10 protein-coding genes and 2 pseudogenes are annotated in these 16,383 nt (G+C 60.5%); 10 read left to right on the top strand and 2 right to left on the bottom strand.

The annotated features are described in order from the left end of the window. Positions 1–12 precede the first annotated feature (12 nt). On the bottom strand, positions 13–891 hold the full coding sequence (locus tag AAIA72_RS13190; protein ID WP_369600769.1) for an energy transducer TonB: 879 nt from the start codon (positions 889–891) through the stop codon (positions 13–15). Beyond that, positions 892–1,838, bottom strand: a pseudogene (gene gshB, locus AAIA72_RS13185) (glutathione synthase). A gap of 312 nt (positions 1,839–2,150) precedes the next feature. Between gshB and pilG the strand changes: the two are divergent. From pilG to AAIA72_RS13135, 10 genes and pseudogenes are all read left to right on the top strand, one after another. Beyond that, on the top strand, positions 2,151–2,546 hold the full coding sequence (gene pilG / locus AAIA72_RS13180) for a twitching motility response regulator PilG (protein WP_369600768.1): 396 nt from the start codon (positions 2,151–2,153) through the stop codon (positions 2,544–2,546). Positions 2,547–2,608: 62 nt separating this feature from the next. Beyond that, positions 2,609–2,971, top strand: coding sequence for a twitching motility response regulator PilH (gene pilH / locus AAIA72_RS13175; RefSeq protein WP_369600767.1), 363 nt, complete (start codon positions 2,609–2,611; stop codon positions 2,969–2,971). Positions 2,972–2,977: 6 nt separating this feature from the next. Beyond that, complete coding sequence (locus AAIA72_RS13170) at positions 2,978–3,538, top strand: chemotaxis protein CheW (protein ID WP_369600766.1); 561 nt, start codon at positions 2,978–2,980, stop codon at positions 3,536–3,538. A gap of 57 nt (positions 3,539–3,595) precedes the next feature. Further along, entirely contained in the window at positions 3,596–5,674 is a 2,079-nt protein-coding gene (locus AAIA72_RS13165) for a methyl-accepting chemotaxis protein (protein ID WP_369600765.1), read from the top strand. A 31-nt stretch (positions 5,675–5,705) separates the two neighbouring features. Further along, a complete protein-coding gene (locus AAIA72_RS13160) occupies positions 5,706–6,587 on the top strand; it encodes a protein-glutamate O-methyltransferase CheR (protein WP_369600764.1) in 882 nt (293 codons plus the stop codon). Positions 6,588–6,609: 22 nt separating this feature from the next. After that, entirely contained in the window at positions 6,610–7,938 is a 1,329-nt protein-coding gene (locus tag AAIA72_RS13155) for an Hpt domain-containing protein (protein ID WP_369600763.1), read from the top strand. 278 nt (positions 7,939–8,216) lie between these two features. Continuing rightward, positions 8,217–9,671 (top strand): annotated as a pseudogene (locus AAIA72_RS13150) (Hpt domain-containing protein); the annotation flags it as partial. An 845-nt stretch (positions 9,672–10,516) separates the two neighbouring features. Continuing rightward, a complete protein-coding gene (locus AAIA72_RS13145) occupies positions 10,517–14,815 on the top strand; it encodes an Hpt domain-containing protein (protein WP_369600762.1) in 4,299 nt (1,432 codons plus the stop codon). A gap of 13 nt (positions 14,816–14,828) precedes the next feature. Further along, positions 14,829–15,878 (top strand): chemotaxis protein CheB, encoded by a 1,050-nt coding sequence (locus AAIA72_RS13140; RefSeq protein ID WP_369600761.1) that lies wholly within the window; start codon positions 14,829–14,831, stop codon positions 15,876–15,878. 15 nt (positions 15,879–15,893) lie between these two features. Beyond that, positions 15,894–16,352 carry a chemotaxis protein CheW gene (locus AAIA72_RS13135; protein ID WP_369600760.1) on the top strand — a complete coding sequence of 153 codons (459 nt, stop codon included), beginning with the start codon at positions 15,894–15,896 and terminating at the stop codon, positions 16,350–16,352. Positions 16,353–16,383 lie beyond the last annotated feature (31 nt).

The following is a 16,383-nucleotide window of genomic DNA, read 5'->3' as shown; positions in this document are numbered from 1 at the left end:
GACCATTGTAACCTAGAAGCTGGAAATACGCTTCTCCTGAAACGAGAAGGTCCGGATCACTTCCAGCCGGTCCATTTCCTTGCGCATTTCTTCCGTAAAGGGGCCGAAATTACCTGCCTGCCGCACAATATTCAGGACAGCGTCATCCAGCACCTTGTGGCCCGAAGACTGCAGTATTTCCACGTCGGCAACCTGCCCGTCAGGCTCCACCACGATGACCACCCGGACCTTGCCATGCAGGCGCTGTGTCCGCGCTTCTGTCGGATAGTTCAGGTTACCCAGACGCTCGAGCTTGCGCACCATCTGGTCCACATAAGCGGCACTGACACTTTTGCGGGCCGAAACAGAATCCAGACGAGTCACCCGCGGACGCTTGGCATAAGCGCGCCGCTGGCTGTCCAGTTGTGCCTGCAGGCTGGCAATCTCCAGGCTCTTCTGGAGAAGGGATTCGCGCGGCACATCCTGAGCGGGCTCAACCGGCTCTTCATGATCCTCGGCCGAGGCAGACGTGTCGGCACTGGCCACCGTGGTGATCCGCTTTTGGGGCTGAGGCTTGTCCGGTGCCGGCGGTGGCACCGGTGCCTGCTGCTGCACCGGCTGAGGCGCGTCGGACATGAAGTCTGCCTCTTCGGTGGTCGTCAGAACCTGCTTTTCCTCCAGTTCGCCACTGCCCTTCTGGTTGCTCTGGGCCAGGTAGTCGGCATCCTCGGGAGGCGTTTCGTCCTCATACTGGGCCAGGGTGATTTCAATCGTCTGGCTGGCAGGCTTGGGCGGTTCCGGATCAAATCCGATCCCGAGCACCAGAACCGCATGCACTGCCGCAGCCAGAAACAGGGCGAAGGCCATTCTATCCTTGGCTGAAACTGTAGCCGCCGCAACGGGTCCGGCCATCTAGCGCACCTCGTTTTCGATTTCGTCCATCAGCTGACCCGCAATGTCCAGTCCAAATGCCGCATCCAGTTCGCGGATGCAGGTCGGGCTGGTGACATTGACCTCCGTCAGCCAGTCACCGATCACATCCAGCCCGGCAAACAGAATACCACGGCGCACCAGTTCAGGCCCGACGCGTGCCGCAATTTCACGATCCCGTTCACTCAGTGGGCGCCCCTCGCCCCGTCCCCCGGCAGCCAGATTTCCCCTGTGCTCCCCTTTTGCGGGCAGGCGTGCCAGGGCGTAGGGTACCGGCTCACCGCGGATCATCAGAATGCGCTTGTCACCTTCACGGATTTCGGGTATGAACGCCTGCATCATCATCTGACGCTGCCCGTGCGCGGTCAACGTTTCCAGAATCACACCCAGGTTCTCACCACCGGGCCCCACCCGGAAGATGGAAGCCCCCCCATCCCGTCCAGCGGCTTGCAGATCACATCACCATGCGCGGCATGGAAGGCCCGCAATTCGGCATCATTCCGGCTGACCAGAAGCGGCGGACACAGCTCCGCAAAATGGGTCGCAAACAGCTTTTCATTGCAGTCCCGGAGGGCCTGCGGCCGATTCACGACACAGACCCCATCGCGCTCGGCCAGATCCAGAATCTGTGTGGTATAGATGTACTGGTCATCCACGGGCGGATCCTTGCGCATGAGGATGACATCCAGTGTGCTCAGCGGCGCCCGCACCGGATCTCCGAGCGTGTACCAGTCCCGCACGTCATCCCGGACCGTGACAGGCCTCATGACGCCCCATGCCTCGCCCTGTCGGATCATCAGATCCGCCTGGGTCAGACAGAAGAGCGTCCAGCCCCGCTTCTGTGCTGCCAGCATCATGGCCAGCGTGCTGTCCTTGGCTGGCTTGATCTGATCCAGGGGATCCATGATGACACCCAGTCTTATGTCCATTGGCCTATATGTCTCTCTGTGTGCTTTACTTAGGATAGGGGGTTTACGAGCGGACTGGCGTCCGGAGCACCCCGCGCATCGCCGGGATCAAGGTAAAAGAAAGTGGCACATTTGACAATTCATATACAAAACTTTCCTTTCCCTTCACCGGCGGGTGAACTATAAATACACAAACGGCATGTAGAATGCGCCGTAATTCTATGTTAAAACAGCACGGTTGAGACAGAGCCGGCTGAAGGCAGGCTGTGCCGGGTGCATTCAACTGACGCCAGACCATTGCAGTCAATCAAGGCAATTCAGGGTCCAACCGAGATGGAAGATAACTTCGAAAACCTCAAGGTCATGGTCATTGACGACAGCAAGACGATTCGTCGGACCGCCGAAACACTGCTCAAGAAAGTGGGCTGTACGGTCATTACTGCGACGGATGGTTTTGACGCGCTGGCCAAGATTGCGGACTCACACCCGGACATCATCTTTGTGGACATCATGATGCCACGGCTGGACGGGTATCAGACCTGCGCCCTGATCAAGAACAACAGCGCTTTCCGCAACACGCCGGTGATCATGTTGTCCAGCAAGGACGGCCTGTTCGACAAGGCCAAGGGACGGATTGTCGGCTCTGACCAGTATCTGACCAAACCATTCAGCAAGGACGAGCTGCTGGGCACCATCAGGGAACACGCCAAACGGAAGGAGGGCGCCTGAGCACCACAAGTGCACGCCCGTCAGCTTTTCTTTGATGACATTGCAATCTACCGGGGGACATAATGGCTCGTATTCTTGTTGTGGATGACTCACCTACGGAAATCCGCAAGATCACAAGCATTCTGGAAAAATACAACCACGAGATCCTGACGGCCGACAACGGCGCGGACGGCGTGGCATTGGCACGCTCGGAAAGCCCCGATCTGGTGCTGATGGACGTGGTCATGCCCGGACTGAACGGCTTTCAGGCGACGCGTCAGCTGACCCGTGCCGAAGAAACCGCTCATATTCCGGTTGTCATTGTGACCACCAAGGACCAGGAGACGGACAAGGTCTGGGGTACCCGTCAGGGCGCAAAGGGCTATCTTGTCAAGCCCGTGGACGAAAAGGCACTGATCGATACCATCAACCAGCTGGTAGGGTAACTGCGCGTGACCTCAGCCACCACAACGGAACGTCCCTCCCCGTACCGGCTGCTTGCCGAACTCGAGCAACGCTGCCGCGAACGGGCGGCCGGCCTGCCCGAGCAGGAAGAAGTTGTTGAGCTGTGGAACGGTATCGGCTTCATGCTCGGGGGTGAACGCTATGTCGCCCCCATGGGCGAAGTCGCTGAAATCCTCCATGTACCACGGGCCACACAGGTGCCAGGCGTGCGTGCCTGGCTTTACGGCGTCGCCAACGTGCGTGGCCGGCTGTTGCCCATGGTGCGCTTGGCCGATTTTCTCAACCTGCCCGTCAGTGCCCGCACGCGCCGCGATCAGCGTGTGCTTGTCGTGGAACACGGCGACATTTTCAGCGGCCTGATCGTCGATGACGTTCTCGGCATGCAATACTTTCCAGTGGACAGTTTCGAGGATCAGGCATCGGGATTGCCGGATCCGGTCAAGCCGTTCGTGCGCGGCAGCTACGTGCGCAGCGACGAACGCTGGTACGTTTTCAGTACATTTGCGCTGGTGGACAGCCAGGCGTTTATGGACATCGCTGCCTGGTAAAGGCAGTACAGCACGAATCAACAGACACCATCAGTAAACAGAGGCCGGGAGCCAACCATGAAACCAACAGGCAAAAGCAAAGCTGAGCAGAGAACCAATCCTCTGCAGATGGCCATGTACTTTGTGGTCGCAGCAGCGGTTGTCGCACTGCTGTATGTACTGTACACGGTAAACCGTGACGCAGCGCGCGACAAACTGCAGATCAGTTATGCCAGTGAACTGCGTGTACTTTCGCAGGAAATTGCGAAAAACGCCGCAGAGGCTGCGGACGGCAAGGCAGACGCCTTCGAACAGCTGAAGCGCTCGCGGGACGAATACCAGCGCCTCTGGAACTATCTGAGCAAGGGTGATCCCAATCAGGACCTGCCGCCGCTCGAACTCGAACTGATGCCGGCGGCCCAGAAATCCTGGGATACGGTGAAGGACAGTGCCGACCAGATCCTGGCTGCACAGGAAACCGTACTGACCCTTCATGAAGTGGCCAAGACCCTCAACGACACCATCCCGCAGATGCAGGTGGAATATGACGACATCGTCCAGATCCTGCTCGAGAACGGCGCGCCGGCGGACCAGGTCGCCATCGCCCAGCGTCAGTCACTGCTGGCCGAGCGGATTGTGCAGTCTGTCAACAAGGTCCTGGCCGGTGGCGAGGATGCCGTCACGGCCGCGGACCGTTTCGGACGTGACGTGGAACTCTTCGGGCGGGTACTCAACGGCATGCTCGAGGGCAACGAAGTCATGGGCATTACCAAGGTCGAGGATGAGGATGCCATCTATGGCCTGGAGGCTGTCGTCGAACTCTTCGACTTCGTCAAGCAGAATGTGGACACCATCCTCGACAATTCACCCGAACTGTTCCGGGTGCGCGAAGCCGCCAATACCATCTTCACCACCTCCCAGGACCTCCTCGACGAGCTGACCCAGCTGAACCAGGCTGTACAGGCTCAGGCCGAAAACCGGCTCGTCAGTGACGAAATGGGTTATGTGCTCCTGCTGATCATCATTGCCGCGATTGGTGTCATCGGATACACCAGTAACCGTGAAGCCCGCAAGCGCTTCGAGGCCGAGGCGGCCCAGAACGAGCAGAACCAGAACGCGATCCTGCGACTGCTGGACGAACTGGCCGACCTGGCGGACGGTGACCTGACCACGGAGGCCACGGTAACCGAGGACTTTACCGGTGCCATCGCCGACTCCATCAACTTCGCGATCGACCAGATGCGCCAGCTGGTTGCAGCCATCAACGAAACGGCTGTACAGGTTGCTGCCGCGGCCCAGGAAACCCAGGCCACCGCCATGCACCTGGCGGACGCTTCTGAACACCAGGCACAGGAAATTGCCGGTGCCTCTGCGGCCATCAACGAAATGGCCGTGTCCATCGACCAGGTCTCCTCCAACGCTGCCGAGTCCGCAGCGGTTGCCGAGCGCTCGGTTGCCATCGCCAAGAAGGGTGCCGAAATCGTACAGGCCACCATCCGCGGCATGGACAACATCCGCGAGCAGATTCAGGAAACCTCCAAGCGGATCAAGCGACTGGGTGAGTCTTCCCAGGAAATCGGCGACATCGTTTCTCTGATCAACGACATTGCCGACCAGACCAACATTCTGTCTCTGAACGCCGCCATCCAGGCCTCCATGGCCGGTGACGCGGGCCGCGGTTTTGCGGTGGTTGCGGACGAAGTTCAGCGCCTTGCAGAACGCTCCTCAGCAGCAACCAAGCAGATTGAAGCACTGGTCAAAACCATCCAGTCCGACACCAATGAGGCGGTCATCTCCATGGAACAGACTACCGCCGAGGTGGTCCGGGGTGCACGGCTGGCTCAGGACGCCGGTGTAGCACTGGAAGAAATCGAGAACGTATCGAAGAACCTGGCCGATCTGATCCAGAACATCTCCAACGCGGCAAGGCAGCAGTCGTCGTCTGCCGGCCATATCTCCAACACCATGAACGTCATCCAGGAGATCACGTCGCAGACCTCCGCAGGGACCACGGCTACGGCCAAGTCCATCGGTAAACTGGCCGAACTGGCCAACCAGCTGCGGAATTCCGTCGCGGGCTTCAAACTGCCCGAACAGAATGCGCCGGAAGAAACCGATGACGAAAGCCAGGATCAGAAGGAAGCGGATGCGGCCTGACCGCTCCGCGCCGGCTTGAAGGTTGATCACCATGGCTGAGTCTCAGTGCATGGCATCAGGTTACTGGGAGCTGAAAAAGCTCCCCTCCATGACTGCCGAGGAATTTGACAGCTGGCGGTCGCTGCTGGAGAACCGGACCGGCATGACACTCGGCCCGCAGCGCAAGACCTTTCTGGAAACCAGTCTGGCCATGCGCATGCGTGAAATCGGCTGCGACTCCTACGAAGACTACTACGAGTGCGTGACCAGCGGACCCAAGGCCATGATGGAGTGGGCCGTTCTGGTGGACCGGCTGACCGTCCAGGAAACCCGCTTTTACCGGGATCCGGCGGCACTTGAGCTGGTTCGGGATTACGTCCTCACGCGGCCGCCCGAACAGCTCAGCCGGGCGCCCTTCGAGGTCTGGAGTGTCGGCTGTGCCACAGGGGAAGAACCCTACACGCTGGCCATGGTGATTGATGACTGTCTCCGTTCCGTCGGGCTGGCCCGCTACTATGGCGTTACCGGTACCGACATCAGTACGCCGGCACTGGAAAAGGCGCGCAAGGCCGTTTATGGCGAACGGCGGCTGGCAGACTTGCCGGAACACTACCGTGATCGCTATTTCGAGGCGATTCCGGGCGGAAAATGGCGGGTAAGGCCGGCGCTGTGTGAACGGGTCTGCTTCGCACGCATCAACGTCCTTGAGTTGCGACAGGCACCGATGCACGGCATGGATCTGATTTATTGCCAGAATCTGCTGATCTATTTCCGCAGATGGCGACGCAAGGACATCATCAGCCGGCTCGCGGAGCGGCTGAAACCTGGCGGGTTACTCATACTTGGGCTGGGTGAAATTACAGACTGGGCGCATCCGCAACTGCAGCGCATCCCCAGTGAAAATACCCTTGCGTTCATCAAGCAAGCAAACTGAATACCGAACCGGTGGAGAGGTTATGGCGGGCTCCCATGACTACGTCGCACTTGAATGGGTGCGAGGCGAAATTGAAGACACGCTGAAACAGGCACAGCAGGCACTTGAAGCCTATGCCGACAACATGGAGGACAGCTCCCGGCTGAGATTTTGCCTGAATTACCTCCATCAGGTTCACGGCACACTGCAAATGGTCGAATTCTACGGCGCAGCATTGCTGGCCGAAGAAATGGAAAAGCTGGCCACGGCCATGCTCAACAATGCCGTCGCCCACCCGGAGGAGTGTGTTGAAGTCCTGATGCGCGGAATCCTGCAACTGCCCAACTATCTGGAGCGGTTACAGTCCAGCCATCGTGACATGCCGGTCGTTCTGCTCCCGCTGCTCAACGACCTCCGGGCCAGCCGGGGTGAGGGACTGCTTTCCGATACCTCGCTCTTCACCCCCAATCTGGCACCGCTGAAAGTCACCCCGCCCAAGGGGGTCAACCTGCGTCTGCATGATGACCGGGTGATCCAGCAGCTGCGCAAGCTGCGTCAGATGTACCAGTACGCGCTGATCAACATCATCCGCGAACAGAATCTGGAAGAACATTACGGGTATCTGGACAAGGTGGTGGTCCGCCTGGCACGCCTGTGCAAGGACACGGCCCAGGGACAGCTCTGGACCATCGCCTCCGTATTTATCGATGCCCTGGCCAATGGCGCCATTGAGCTGAGCTCGGCAACCAAGCATCTGTTGAGCCAGCTCGACAAGCGCATCAAGAAACTGATTGACGAAAATATCGACATCCTGGTGCAACCTGCGCCGGAAGATCTGGTCAAGCACCTGCTTTATTACATTGCCCGCTCGGGCTATGACACTGCGGCCGCCCGGGCGTTGCGGGAGGCCTATGGTCTTGACGCGGCGCTGCCGAGCGAAGAGGAAGTGGACGAGGCCCGCCAGCAACTGGCAGGGCCCGACAAGTCCGCAATGGGCTCCGTGGTACAGGCCCTTAACGAAGAGCTGGCCCGTATCAAGGATCAGCTGGACCTGTTCGTCCGCGGAGAGTTTCGCGACAACAAGGACCTGGAAGAGCTCATACCCGGGCTTGTTCAGGTCAGCAATACCATGGCCGTACTGGGACTGGGCGTCCCCGAAAAGTCATTGATGACCAGGTTCGCCTGCTGGAAGAAATCGTCAGTAGCCAGGAGCAGGCCGATGACGGGGTCCTCATGGATATCGCCGGTGCCCTGCTGTATGTGGAGGCCACCCTGTCCGGCCTTGCCGATGAACATCAGACTCCGCAAGCCGAACACACCGACGACAGCCCCGTTCCACGCGAGCAGGTCGCCCAGGCCCACGAGGCAGTGATCCGTGAAGCCCGTAACGGCCTGGAACAGGCCAAGACGGACATTGTCGAATACATTGCCTCTCACTGGGACAAGAACCAGATTCAGGCGGTTCCCCAGCTTCTGAAAAGTATCCGTGGCGGTCTGCAGATTATTCCTCTGGAAAAGGCTGCATCCCTGCTCGACCGCGCAGCAAGATTCATCGAAACCCGACTCCTCGGCGCAGATGCCAAGCCGGAATGGTCGCAGCTGGACACACTGGCCGACGCCATCACCAGCATCGAGTACTATCTCGAACGCATGGCTGAAGGCGCTCAGGACAATGACCTGATCCTTCAGGTTGCCGAGGACAGCCTCAACGCACTGGAAGGCACAGCGGATCAGCAGGTCGTCGAGACAGAAGAGAGCCCGGAATCCCCTGCGGAACAGCGCGCGGACCAACCTTCCGCACAGCCGGTCTCTTCTACTGAAGACCTGGTGGATGATGAAATCATCGAAATTTTCGTGGAAGAAGCCGGTGAAGTTCTGGAAACTCTCAACGAACGCTTCCCGGCATGGCGCAATGATCTGGAGAACGACAACGCGCTGACCGAAATCCGCCGCGCATTTCACACACTCAAGGGCAGCGGCCGTCTGGTGGGTGCCACCGATATCGGCGAGCTGGCCTGGTCAGTTGAGAACATGCTCAACCGTGTCATTGACGGCACCGTCAAAGTCGTGCCGGAGATGCTGGACCTGCTGGACGAGGTCATCGGCCGCCTTCCCGAGCTTATCGAGGCCTTCAGCAAGGGTCAGGCCGTGGGTGATCTGACCCCGCTCTCGGCCCGTGCCGACGCGTTGGCAGCTTCCCGGACCCAGACTCGTGATCTGCTGGGGGATGATGCAGCCGACCAGGCAGAAGCTGCACCGGATTCCGGGATTCAAGCTGACGAGACGGCCGGGGAAACTGCCGCAGAGCCCTCCGGGGAGGACGCCGTCCCGGTTGTCGATGATATTGTGCTGGAAGAGACCGGACCCGCGGAGCAGACGGAAGCCGATGCTGCCGAATCCGCATCGGAAACGGGCCCTGCGCCGGTCAGCGCCGAGGCAGAGTCCGAATCGGACGATGATCTGGTAGATGATGAAATCATCGAGATCTTTGTCGAAGAGGCCGGCGAAGTCCTGGATACCATCAGTCACTACCTGCCCATCCTGCTTGGCGATTTCCAGAACAAGGAAGCGCTGACCGAAGTCCGCCGCGCCTTCCATACGCTCAAGGGCAGCGGCCGTCTTGTGGGTGCCAGTGTCGTGGGTGAGCTGGCCTGGTCCGTCGAAAACATGATGAACCGCATCATTGACGGCACCATCTCCATGAATGAAGGGATTGCCGAACTGGTTCGTCAGGTGGTGGAGACGGTGCCCACACTGGTCAGCGATTTCGAGAATCGTCGCAAGCCGTCCGTTGACCCCTCAGCGCTCATGGCCGCAGCTGACGCCTGGGCCCGGGGAGAGACGCCGGATCAGCCGACCGCAGACGTCGCCACGCCTGAAATCACCGAACCATCCAATCAGATGGCCGACATGGAGACTGATCCGGTACTGCTGGACATTTTCCGACAGGAAACCGTCGGGCATCTGGAAACACTGCGTGCCTTTGCCAGCGAAATCCTGAACTCCAATCAGGCACAGCCGATTACCGACGCTGTTTCACGGGCTTTGCACACCCTCAAGGGAAGCGCCAATACCGCCAGCATCAATCCCATCGCCAGGGTTGCTGTACCACTGGAGCGCTACGTCAAGGAAGCACGAGCCTGCCATCTCCCTGCCGACACACACATGGCCGGACTGCTGTCCCGTGCTGCAGATATCATCGAGAGGGGTATCCGCCAGCTGGATACCACTCCGCAGGCCAATCTGGATGGTACGGAATCGCTGCTGGCAGACATCGCCGAAGCCCATGCCCGTATCAGTGAAGGGCGCGCACCAGCAACTGAAGCAGAGGAATCAACGCTCACGGATCCTCATCTCGTGGCGGTATTCCTGGCAGAGGGACTGGACATCCTGCTGGACGCCGAACACATTCTGGATGCCTGGAGCAAGGAGCCGGCCATTGATGACAACCTCAACCGGCTGGCGGAAGAGATTGCCACACTGGCCCGCGGCGCACGTCATGCAGGCCTGAAGAACATCGCCGAGCTTTGTGATCATCTCGAACAGGTCTATCAGCACATTCAGTCAGGGCAATTGACACCTGAAGATGGTGTCACGGATACGCTCCGCCAGGCCCACGAAATTCTGCTGACCATGATGGATCAGGTCGCTGCCGGGCTGGCCGCACAGCGCCATGAAGACCTGCTGGCGCAGCTTCGTGCACTGGCAGGGCCGGTACCGGAGGAAGCGAGCGCGGATACCGGAACTGATGAAGTCCCTGTACTGACTGAGCCGGGTGTGCCTGACGCAGCAGACACGATGGGTGCTCAGAGCGATGAGCGGCCAGGTGACCTGGCCGAAAGCGCTGAAGCCCCGGAAGAAATTCCGGAAGCCCTTGATCCGGAACTGACTGAAATTTTCCTTGAGGAAGCACGCGATATCATTGATCGCTCTTCCGAGACCCTGCAGCAGTGGTCCGCCAACCCGGAGGATCTGGAAGCCGTCAAAGCTCTGCAACGGGATCTGCATACCCTCAAGGGGGGGCCCGCCTGGCCCAGCTCAATGCCATCGGCAATCTGGCCCACGCGCTGGAAACACTCCTCGAGCGTATGGTCAATGGCGAGTGCAGCGTCCGCGAAGATGCGCTGAATCTGGCAACCGTCACCCATGACACGCTGGCCGACATGATCGAACACGTCGCCAACGGCGAGATGCCCGCCTCCGCCGACGACCTCATTTCAGCGCTGGAATCCTGGCAAGGCGAAGATGCGGCATCCACCGAAGCCGGATCGGAAGAGACCGAAGCAACAGACGTTGAAGCAGACCTGCCGCCGCTGCCGGAAGTCGGAGAAGATGACTTCATCCCGACCCTCGAAGAGGCCGGCGACAGCGCACAGGATGCGGGTCTGGATCCCGAAATGGTGGAAATTTTCCTGGAGGAAGCCCAGGACATCATTCACCGTACTTCGGAATTGCTGGAACTGTGGGTGGAGCAGCCCGACAACGCCGAAACCCTGCAGGCTCTCCAGCGTGAACTGCATACCCTCAAGGGGGGTGCCCGCATGGCAGAAGTCACGGCCATCGGCAACCTCGCCCACGAGGTGGAAACACTCTTTGAAAAGCTTGTGGAAGGGCAGCTTCAGCCCCGTCCCGGACTGATTGAACTGGCGCAGCAAAGTCACGATGCGCTGGCCGTCATGGTCGATCGGGTCGCAGCCGGCGACGTACCGGCAGAGGCAACCGACCTGATTGCTGCCCTGCACCGGGCTGTCACTGAAGACGCAGCGGGTGACGACCATGTTGTCACGCAAACCGATACGCCGGTTACTCCGGACGCACAGGAAGACATCACGGAAGATACCCCGGCAGCCCGGGCGGAAGAGATCACGGAACCGGAAGATCAGGCCGGTGAAGACACAACAGACGAAGCGGTTGCCGGATACGAGGCCGGCGAAGCCCCTGCTGAAGGCGAGGTCATCAACACCGCCGAGCTCGACGAGGAGCTGCTGGAAATCTTCCTGGAAGAAGCCATCGAGCTGGTGGATCGCTCCGGCGAACTGCTTCAGGCGTGGCTGGATGCCCCCCACGACAAGACACCCTTTGCCGAGCTGCAGCGCGTTGTGCACACGCTCAAGGGCGGTGCACGGCTTGCCGAACTGAAGCCCATCGGCGACCTGTCTCACGAGCTCGAGAACCTGTTTGAAGGTATTGCCGAAGGACAGCTCGAGCCCACACAGGGTCTGGGTGACCTGATGCAGCGCTGCAATGATGCCCTGGCCACCATGGTGGAGCAGACCGCCAATCGCCAGACACTGAAGGCGCGACCGGATCTGGTGGTTGAAATTCAGGCCCTGATTCATGGCGAGCGCGTCGGAGACACTTCAGACACAACCGCCGGGGAAGCCGCTCCCATGGATCTGGGTGAATCCCCCTGGACACAGGAAGAAGCGCCCTCCGCGGAGGATCTCGAGGAACCGGCACCTGAAATCAATGCAGAAGCGCCTTCACAGGCCACCTCTGCGACAGAAAGCTACCTTGCTGCTGCGGACGACGACCTCACCGGCATCTTCCTCGATGAGGCCCGCGACATCATGGAAGTGGTTCAGGACGTTCTGTCCCAGTGGCGTGAACTGCCAGATCAGATCAGTCTGCTGGAACCCATGCTCCGGGAGCTGCACACCCTCAAGGGGGGCGCACGCCTGGCACAGGTGGAGAGCGTCGCCGAGCTCTGCGATGCCCTGTACAACCGGGTCGAACTCATCGTGGCCCGCCAGCCCCTGATCACTGACGAGCTGGTCAATCTCATCGAGCGCGGCGTCCGCAACATCAACCGCCTGCTGGATGCGATCGAGGAAGGCGAAGACGCCGAAACACCCCGCGATCTCATTGGCGAGCTGCAGCGGCTGGACGTGGATGTGTCCACAGACCAGCTGGAGCGACCCAAGGCACTGGATATTGATCCGGAAATCCTGCAGGTCTTCGTGGAAGAGGCCAGTGAACTGCTCAACACGCTGACCCGCGAATTCGAAGACTGGAAGGCCGATCGCCGTCATGTTGCCCACGCCGAAGTCATGCACCGGGCACTGCACACGCTCAAGGGTGGCGCCCGCCTGGCCACCCTGACCGATATCGGCGACCTGGCCCAGGAGCTGGAAGCCACCTGCAAGGATGCCCATGCGCATCATCAGGAGCTGGACGCCACGCTCGAAGCCGAGATCGATACGCTCCTCGAGCGCATCCGCAACAAGGTGAACCGGGTCCGCAATCTCCATGAAGCATCGGGGGCGGCCTCATCACGTCCTGCCGAGGCCCAGCCTCGGGAACAGGAAGCGCGTGCCGCCACCCCGAGTGAGCAGTTGGTTGCTCTGCAGCGCAACGAACCCATGCCCCAGAAGGCGCCGGTTCCCACACCCCAGAAGGCCACTCCGGCACAGAAGGCGGCAGCTTCACAGGAAACGATCCGGGTCTCCGCACCGTTGCTGGATACGCTGGTCAACCTGGCCGGCGAGACCAGTATCGCCCGTGGCCGTCTGGAACAGCAGATCAGTGACTTCACCTTCACCCTGGAGGAAATGGAAGCCACGATTGAGCGTCTGCGCGAACAGCTGCGGCGCATGGAAATCGAAACCGAAGCCCAGGTACTGTACCGCCTCGAGAAGGAAGGCGGCCCGGAGTACGAGGACTTTGACCCGCTGGAAATGGACCGCTATTCCTCCATCCAGCAATTGTCGCGCGCCCTGTCCGAATCCGCCTCGGACCTCCAGGACCTTCGTGACACCATGGTACAGAAGGCCCGGGATGCGGAAACCATCCTCCTGCAGCAGTCCCGTATCAATACGGAACTGCAGGAAGGTCTGATGAAGACGCGGATGGTACCGTTCAACTCCATCGTGCCGCGTCTGCGCCGGATTGTGCGCCAGGTGGCGGGAGAACTGGGCAAGAAGGCACAACTGAACGTCTACAACGCCGAAGGCGAGGTGGACCGTACCGTGCTGGAGCGCATGGTGGCACCGCTTGAACACATGCTGCGCAATGCGGTGGACCACGGTATCGAAATGCCCGAAGAGCGCAAGGCGGCCGGCAAGCCTGAGACGGGCACCATCGAGCTGTCCGTGGCCCGCGAAGGGGGTGACGTCGTTCTGACCGTCGCGGATGATGGTGCCGGTATCAACGTCCAGGCTGTCCGGGAGAAGGCCATCAAGCAGGGCCTGATCCGCAGGGATACGCGCATTTCCGACCGCGACGTGTTGCAGTTCATCTTCCAGAGCGGCTTCAGTACCGCCAAGAAGGTGACCCAGATTTCCGGTCGCGGCGTGGGCATGGACGTGGTGGCCAGTGAAATCAAGCAGCTCGGTGGTCGCGTCAGTATTGATTCCACCCGTGGCAAGGGCACCCGCTTTGTGGTCAACCTGCCGTTCACCGTATCCGTCAACCGGGCGCTGATGGTGTCCACGGGCGAAGACTACTACGCCATTCCGCTCAACACCATCGAAGGTATCGTCCGCGTCAGCCCCTACGAGCTGGAGGAGTATTACAAGCCGGATGCGCCCCTGTACGAATACGCCGGCAAGAAATACCGCCTGCGCTACCTGGGCACCATGCTGAATGCGGAGCACAATCCCAAGCTCCAGGGCTCTCCCCTGCCGCTGCCGGTAATTCTGGTACGCGGCGGCGACGAACCGCTGGCGCTGCAGGTGGATGCCCTCATGGGTTCACGTGAAATCGTGGTCAAGAGCCTGGGGCCGCAATTTGCCGGCGTGCGCGGCGTATCCGGTGCCACCATCCTGGGTGACGGCTCCGTGGTGGTCATTCTCGACCTGCCGGCCATGGTTCGCGCCAATATCACCGGTCATATTGTTGACGAGTCCGCCTCCGAGGTGTCGGGCAAGCGTCGCGAGGAGCGTCCCACCACGGTCATGGTCGTGGACGATTCCATCACCGTGCGCAAGGTCACCTCACGCCTGCTCAGTCGCCATGGCATGGAGGTGCTGACCGCGAAGGATGGGGTGGATGCCATCGCCCAGCTCCAGGATGTCATCCCCGATGTCATCCTGCTGGATATCGAAATGCCGCGAATGGATGGTTTCGAGGTGGCGTCGCTGGTTCGCCACGACGACCGGCTCAAGGATGTGCCCATCATCATGATCACCTCCCGGACGGGCCAGAAGCACCGCGAACGCGCCCTGTCCATTGGTGTGAATGAATACATGGGCAAGCCCTTCCAGGAAGCCAATCTTCTGGAGACCATCCAGCGCCTGACCGATACCTGACGCCGGAGCCAAGGTGGACACGCGCAAGATTGGGATCGTCTCCGATTGTCCGCTGCAGCGGCATGTGCTGGCACATGCCCTGCGCGGCTACGGATTCGGCATCTGGCTCAACTGTGACCCGTCGCGTCTCAACGAAGGCCTGCTGCGTCAGGCCGGCGAGGCGGAAGCCTGGGTGGTTGACCTGGCCGACGAGGAACAGTGGTCCGAGTCCATCGACCGTCTCATCGAGGCGACCGACGCCCCCATCCTGTTCGGCATGGGTGAGGCGCCACCCCGCCACAGCCCCGAGTACCCGCGCTGGGAGCGCCGGCTGTATACCAAGCTGCGCGACCTGGTGGGCATCATCGAACCGCTTGCGGAGCACGGGGAAAACCTGAGCCAGTGGGCGATGCAGCCTTCCGCAGAGGCACACACTGTTCCGCGAAGCCTGCCGGAAACCATCCCCACGGCTCTGCCGGGCAGCACGGTGGATCGCGTCTGGATTCTCGGCGCTTCCCTTGGCGGGCCTCAGGCGGTCAAGGCTTTTCTGGATGCCCTGCCCAAGGGGCTGCCGGTGGCGTTCGTCTATGCCCAGCATATCGACGCGGCCGGGGTCAGCGTACTGACCCGGGTGCTCGGTCGCCATTCGGCCTTCGAGCTGTTCGAGGCCAAACCGGGGATGCGGCTTGAAAACGGTCGCGTGGCCCTGATGCCGGTAGACCGGGAAGTCGTGCTGGATGAAGAAGGCTGCTTTGTTTTCCGTGATACGCCCTGGCCGGGACCCTACGGGCCGTCCATTGACCAGGTCATGCTGAACATTGCCAACTACTACGGGCATCGCGCTCATGCCATCCTGTTCAGCGGCATGGGCAACGACGGCGCCGTTGCCGCCCCCATGATGCGTGCTTACGGCTCGCACATCTGGGCCCAGGACAGCGCCAGTTGCGCCAGCGCCTCCATGCCCGATGCCGTGGCAGACACGGGGGCCGTCAGCTTCCGTGGGCCCCCGGAAGCCCTGGCGGCCGAACTTGTACGCATCATTGAATCCGAAATTCGTGACAGGCGCCTGAGGGGCCTGGCCTGACCTGAAGGAGATACCATGACACAGCCGGCACAGATTGCATGCCTGAGAATACCGGTCACCGATGCCACCCTGCTACTGCCCAATACGGCCGTGGCCGAGGTGACGGACTACCAGGAGCCGGAGGCCATCCCCGGCACCCCGGAATGGTTCCTCGGTTATATCCGCTGGCGCGGCACGCGGATACCGGTCATCTCCTGGGAAGGTGCCAATCAGCAAAACATGGGCGAAGGCGACAAGCGGATCGCCATCCTCAACACGATCGGCCCCAACCATGAGCGCATCCCCTTCATCGGTTTTGTCACCCAGGGTCTGCCGCGGCTGGCACGGGTCATCGAGTCCGACCTGAAACCGGTCGAAGACGGCCCGACCGGTCCGGCAGACAAGGCACTGGTGCTGTTCGAGGACCAGACTCTGCACATCCCGGATATCGAGTACCTGGAGCGCATCACGGCTGACGTCATGGCGATGCACTGAAGCGGCCTTTTGGTTATGTTATACTGTAACC

The sequence above is a fragment of the Thermohahella caldifontis genome, from assembly GCF_041153465.1.
In the GTDB taxonomy this organism is placed as follows: Bacteria; Pseudomonadota; Gammaproteobacteria; order Pseudomonadales; family Oleiphilaceae; genus Thermohahella; species Thermohahella caldifontis.
The sequence above is the reverse complement of the archived record's forward strand: the minus strand, read 5'-3'. Positions and strand labels throughout refer to the sequence as shown.

Coding starts and splice junctions, on each gene's coding strand:
- AAIA72_RS13190 (WP_369600769.1), bottom strand. CDS start 891: ATGGCCGGACCCGTTGCGGCGGCTACAGTTTCAGCCAAGGATAGAATG.
- pilG (WP_369600768.1), top strand. CDS start 2,151: ATGGAAGATAACTTCGAAAACCTCAAGGTCATGGTCATTGACGACAGC.
- pilH (WP_369600767.1), top strand. CDS start 2,609: ATGGCTCGTATTCTTGTTGTGGATGACTCACCTACGGAAATCCGCAAG.
- AAIA72_RS13165 (WP_369600765.1), top strand. CDS start 3,596: ATGAAACCAACAGGCAAAAGCAAAGCTGAGCAGAGAACCAATCCTCTG.
- AAIA72_RS13160 (WP_369600764.1), top strand. CDS start 5,706: ATGGCTGAGTCTCAGTGCATGGCATCAGGTTACTGGGAGCTGAAAAAG.
- AAIA72_RS13155 (WP_369600763.1), top strand. CDS start 6,610: ATGGCGGGCTCCCATGACTACGTCGCACTTGAATGGGTGCGAGGCGAA.
- AAIA72_RS13135 (WP_369600760.1), top strand. CDS start 15,894: ATGACACAGCCGGCACAGATTGCATGCCTGAGAATACCGGTCACCGAT.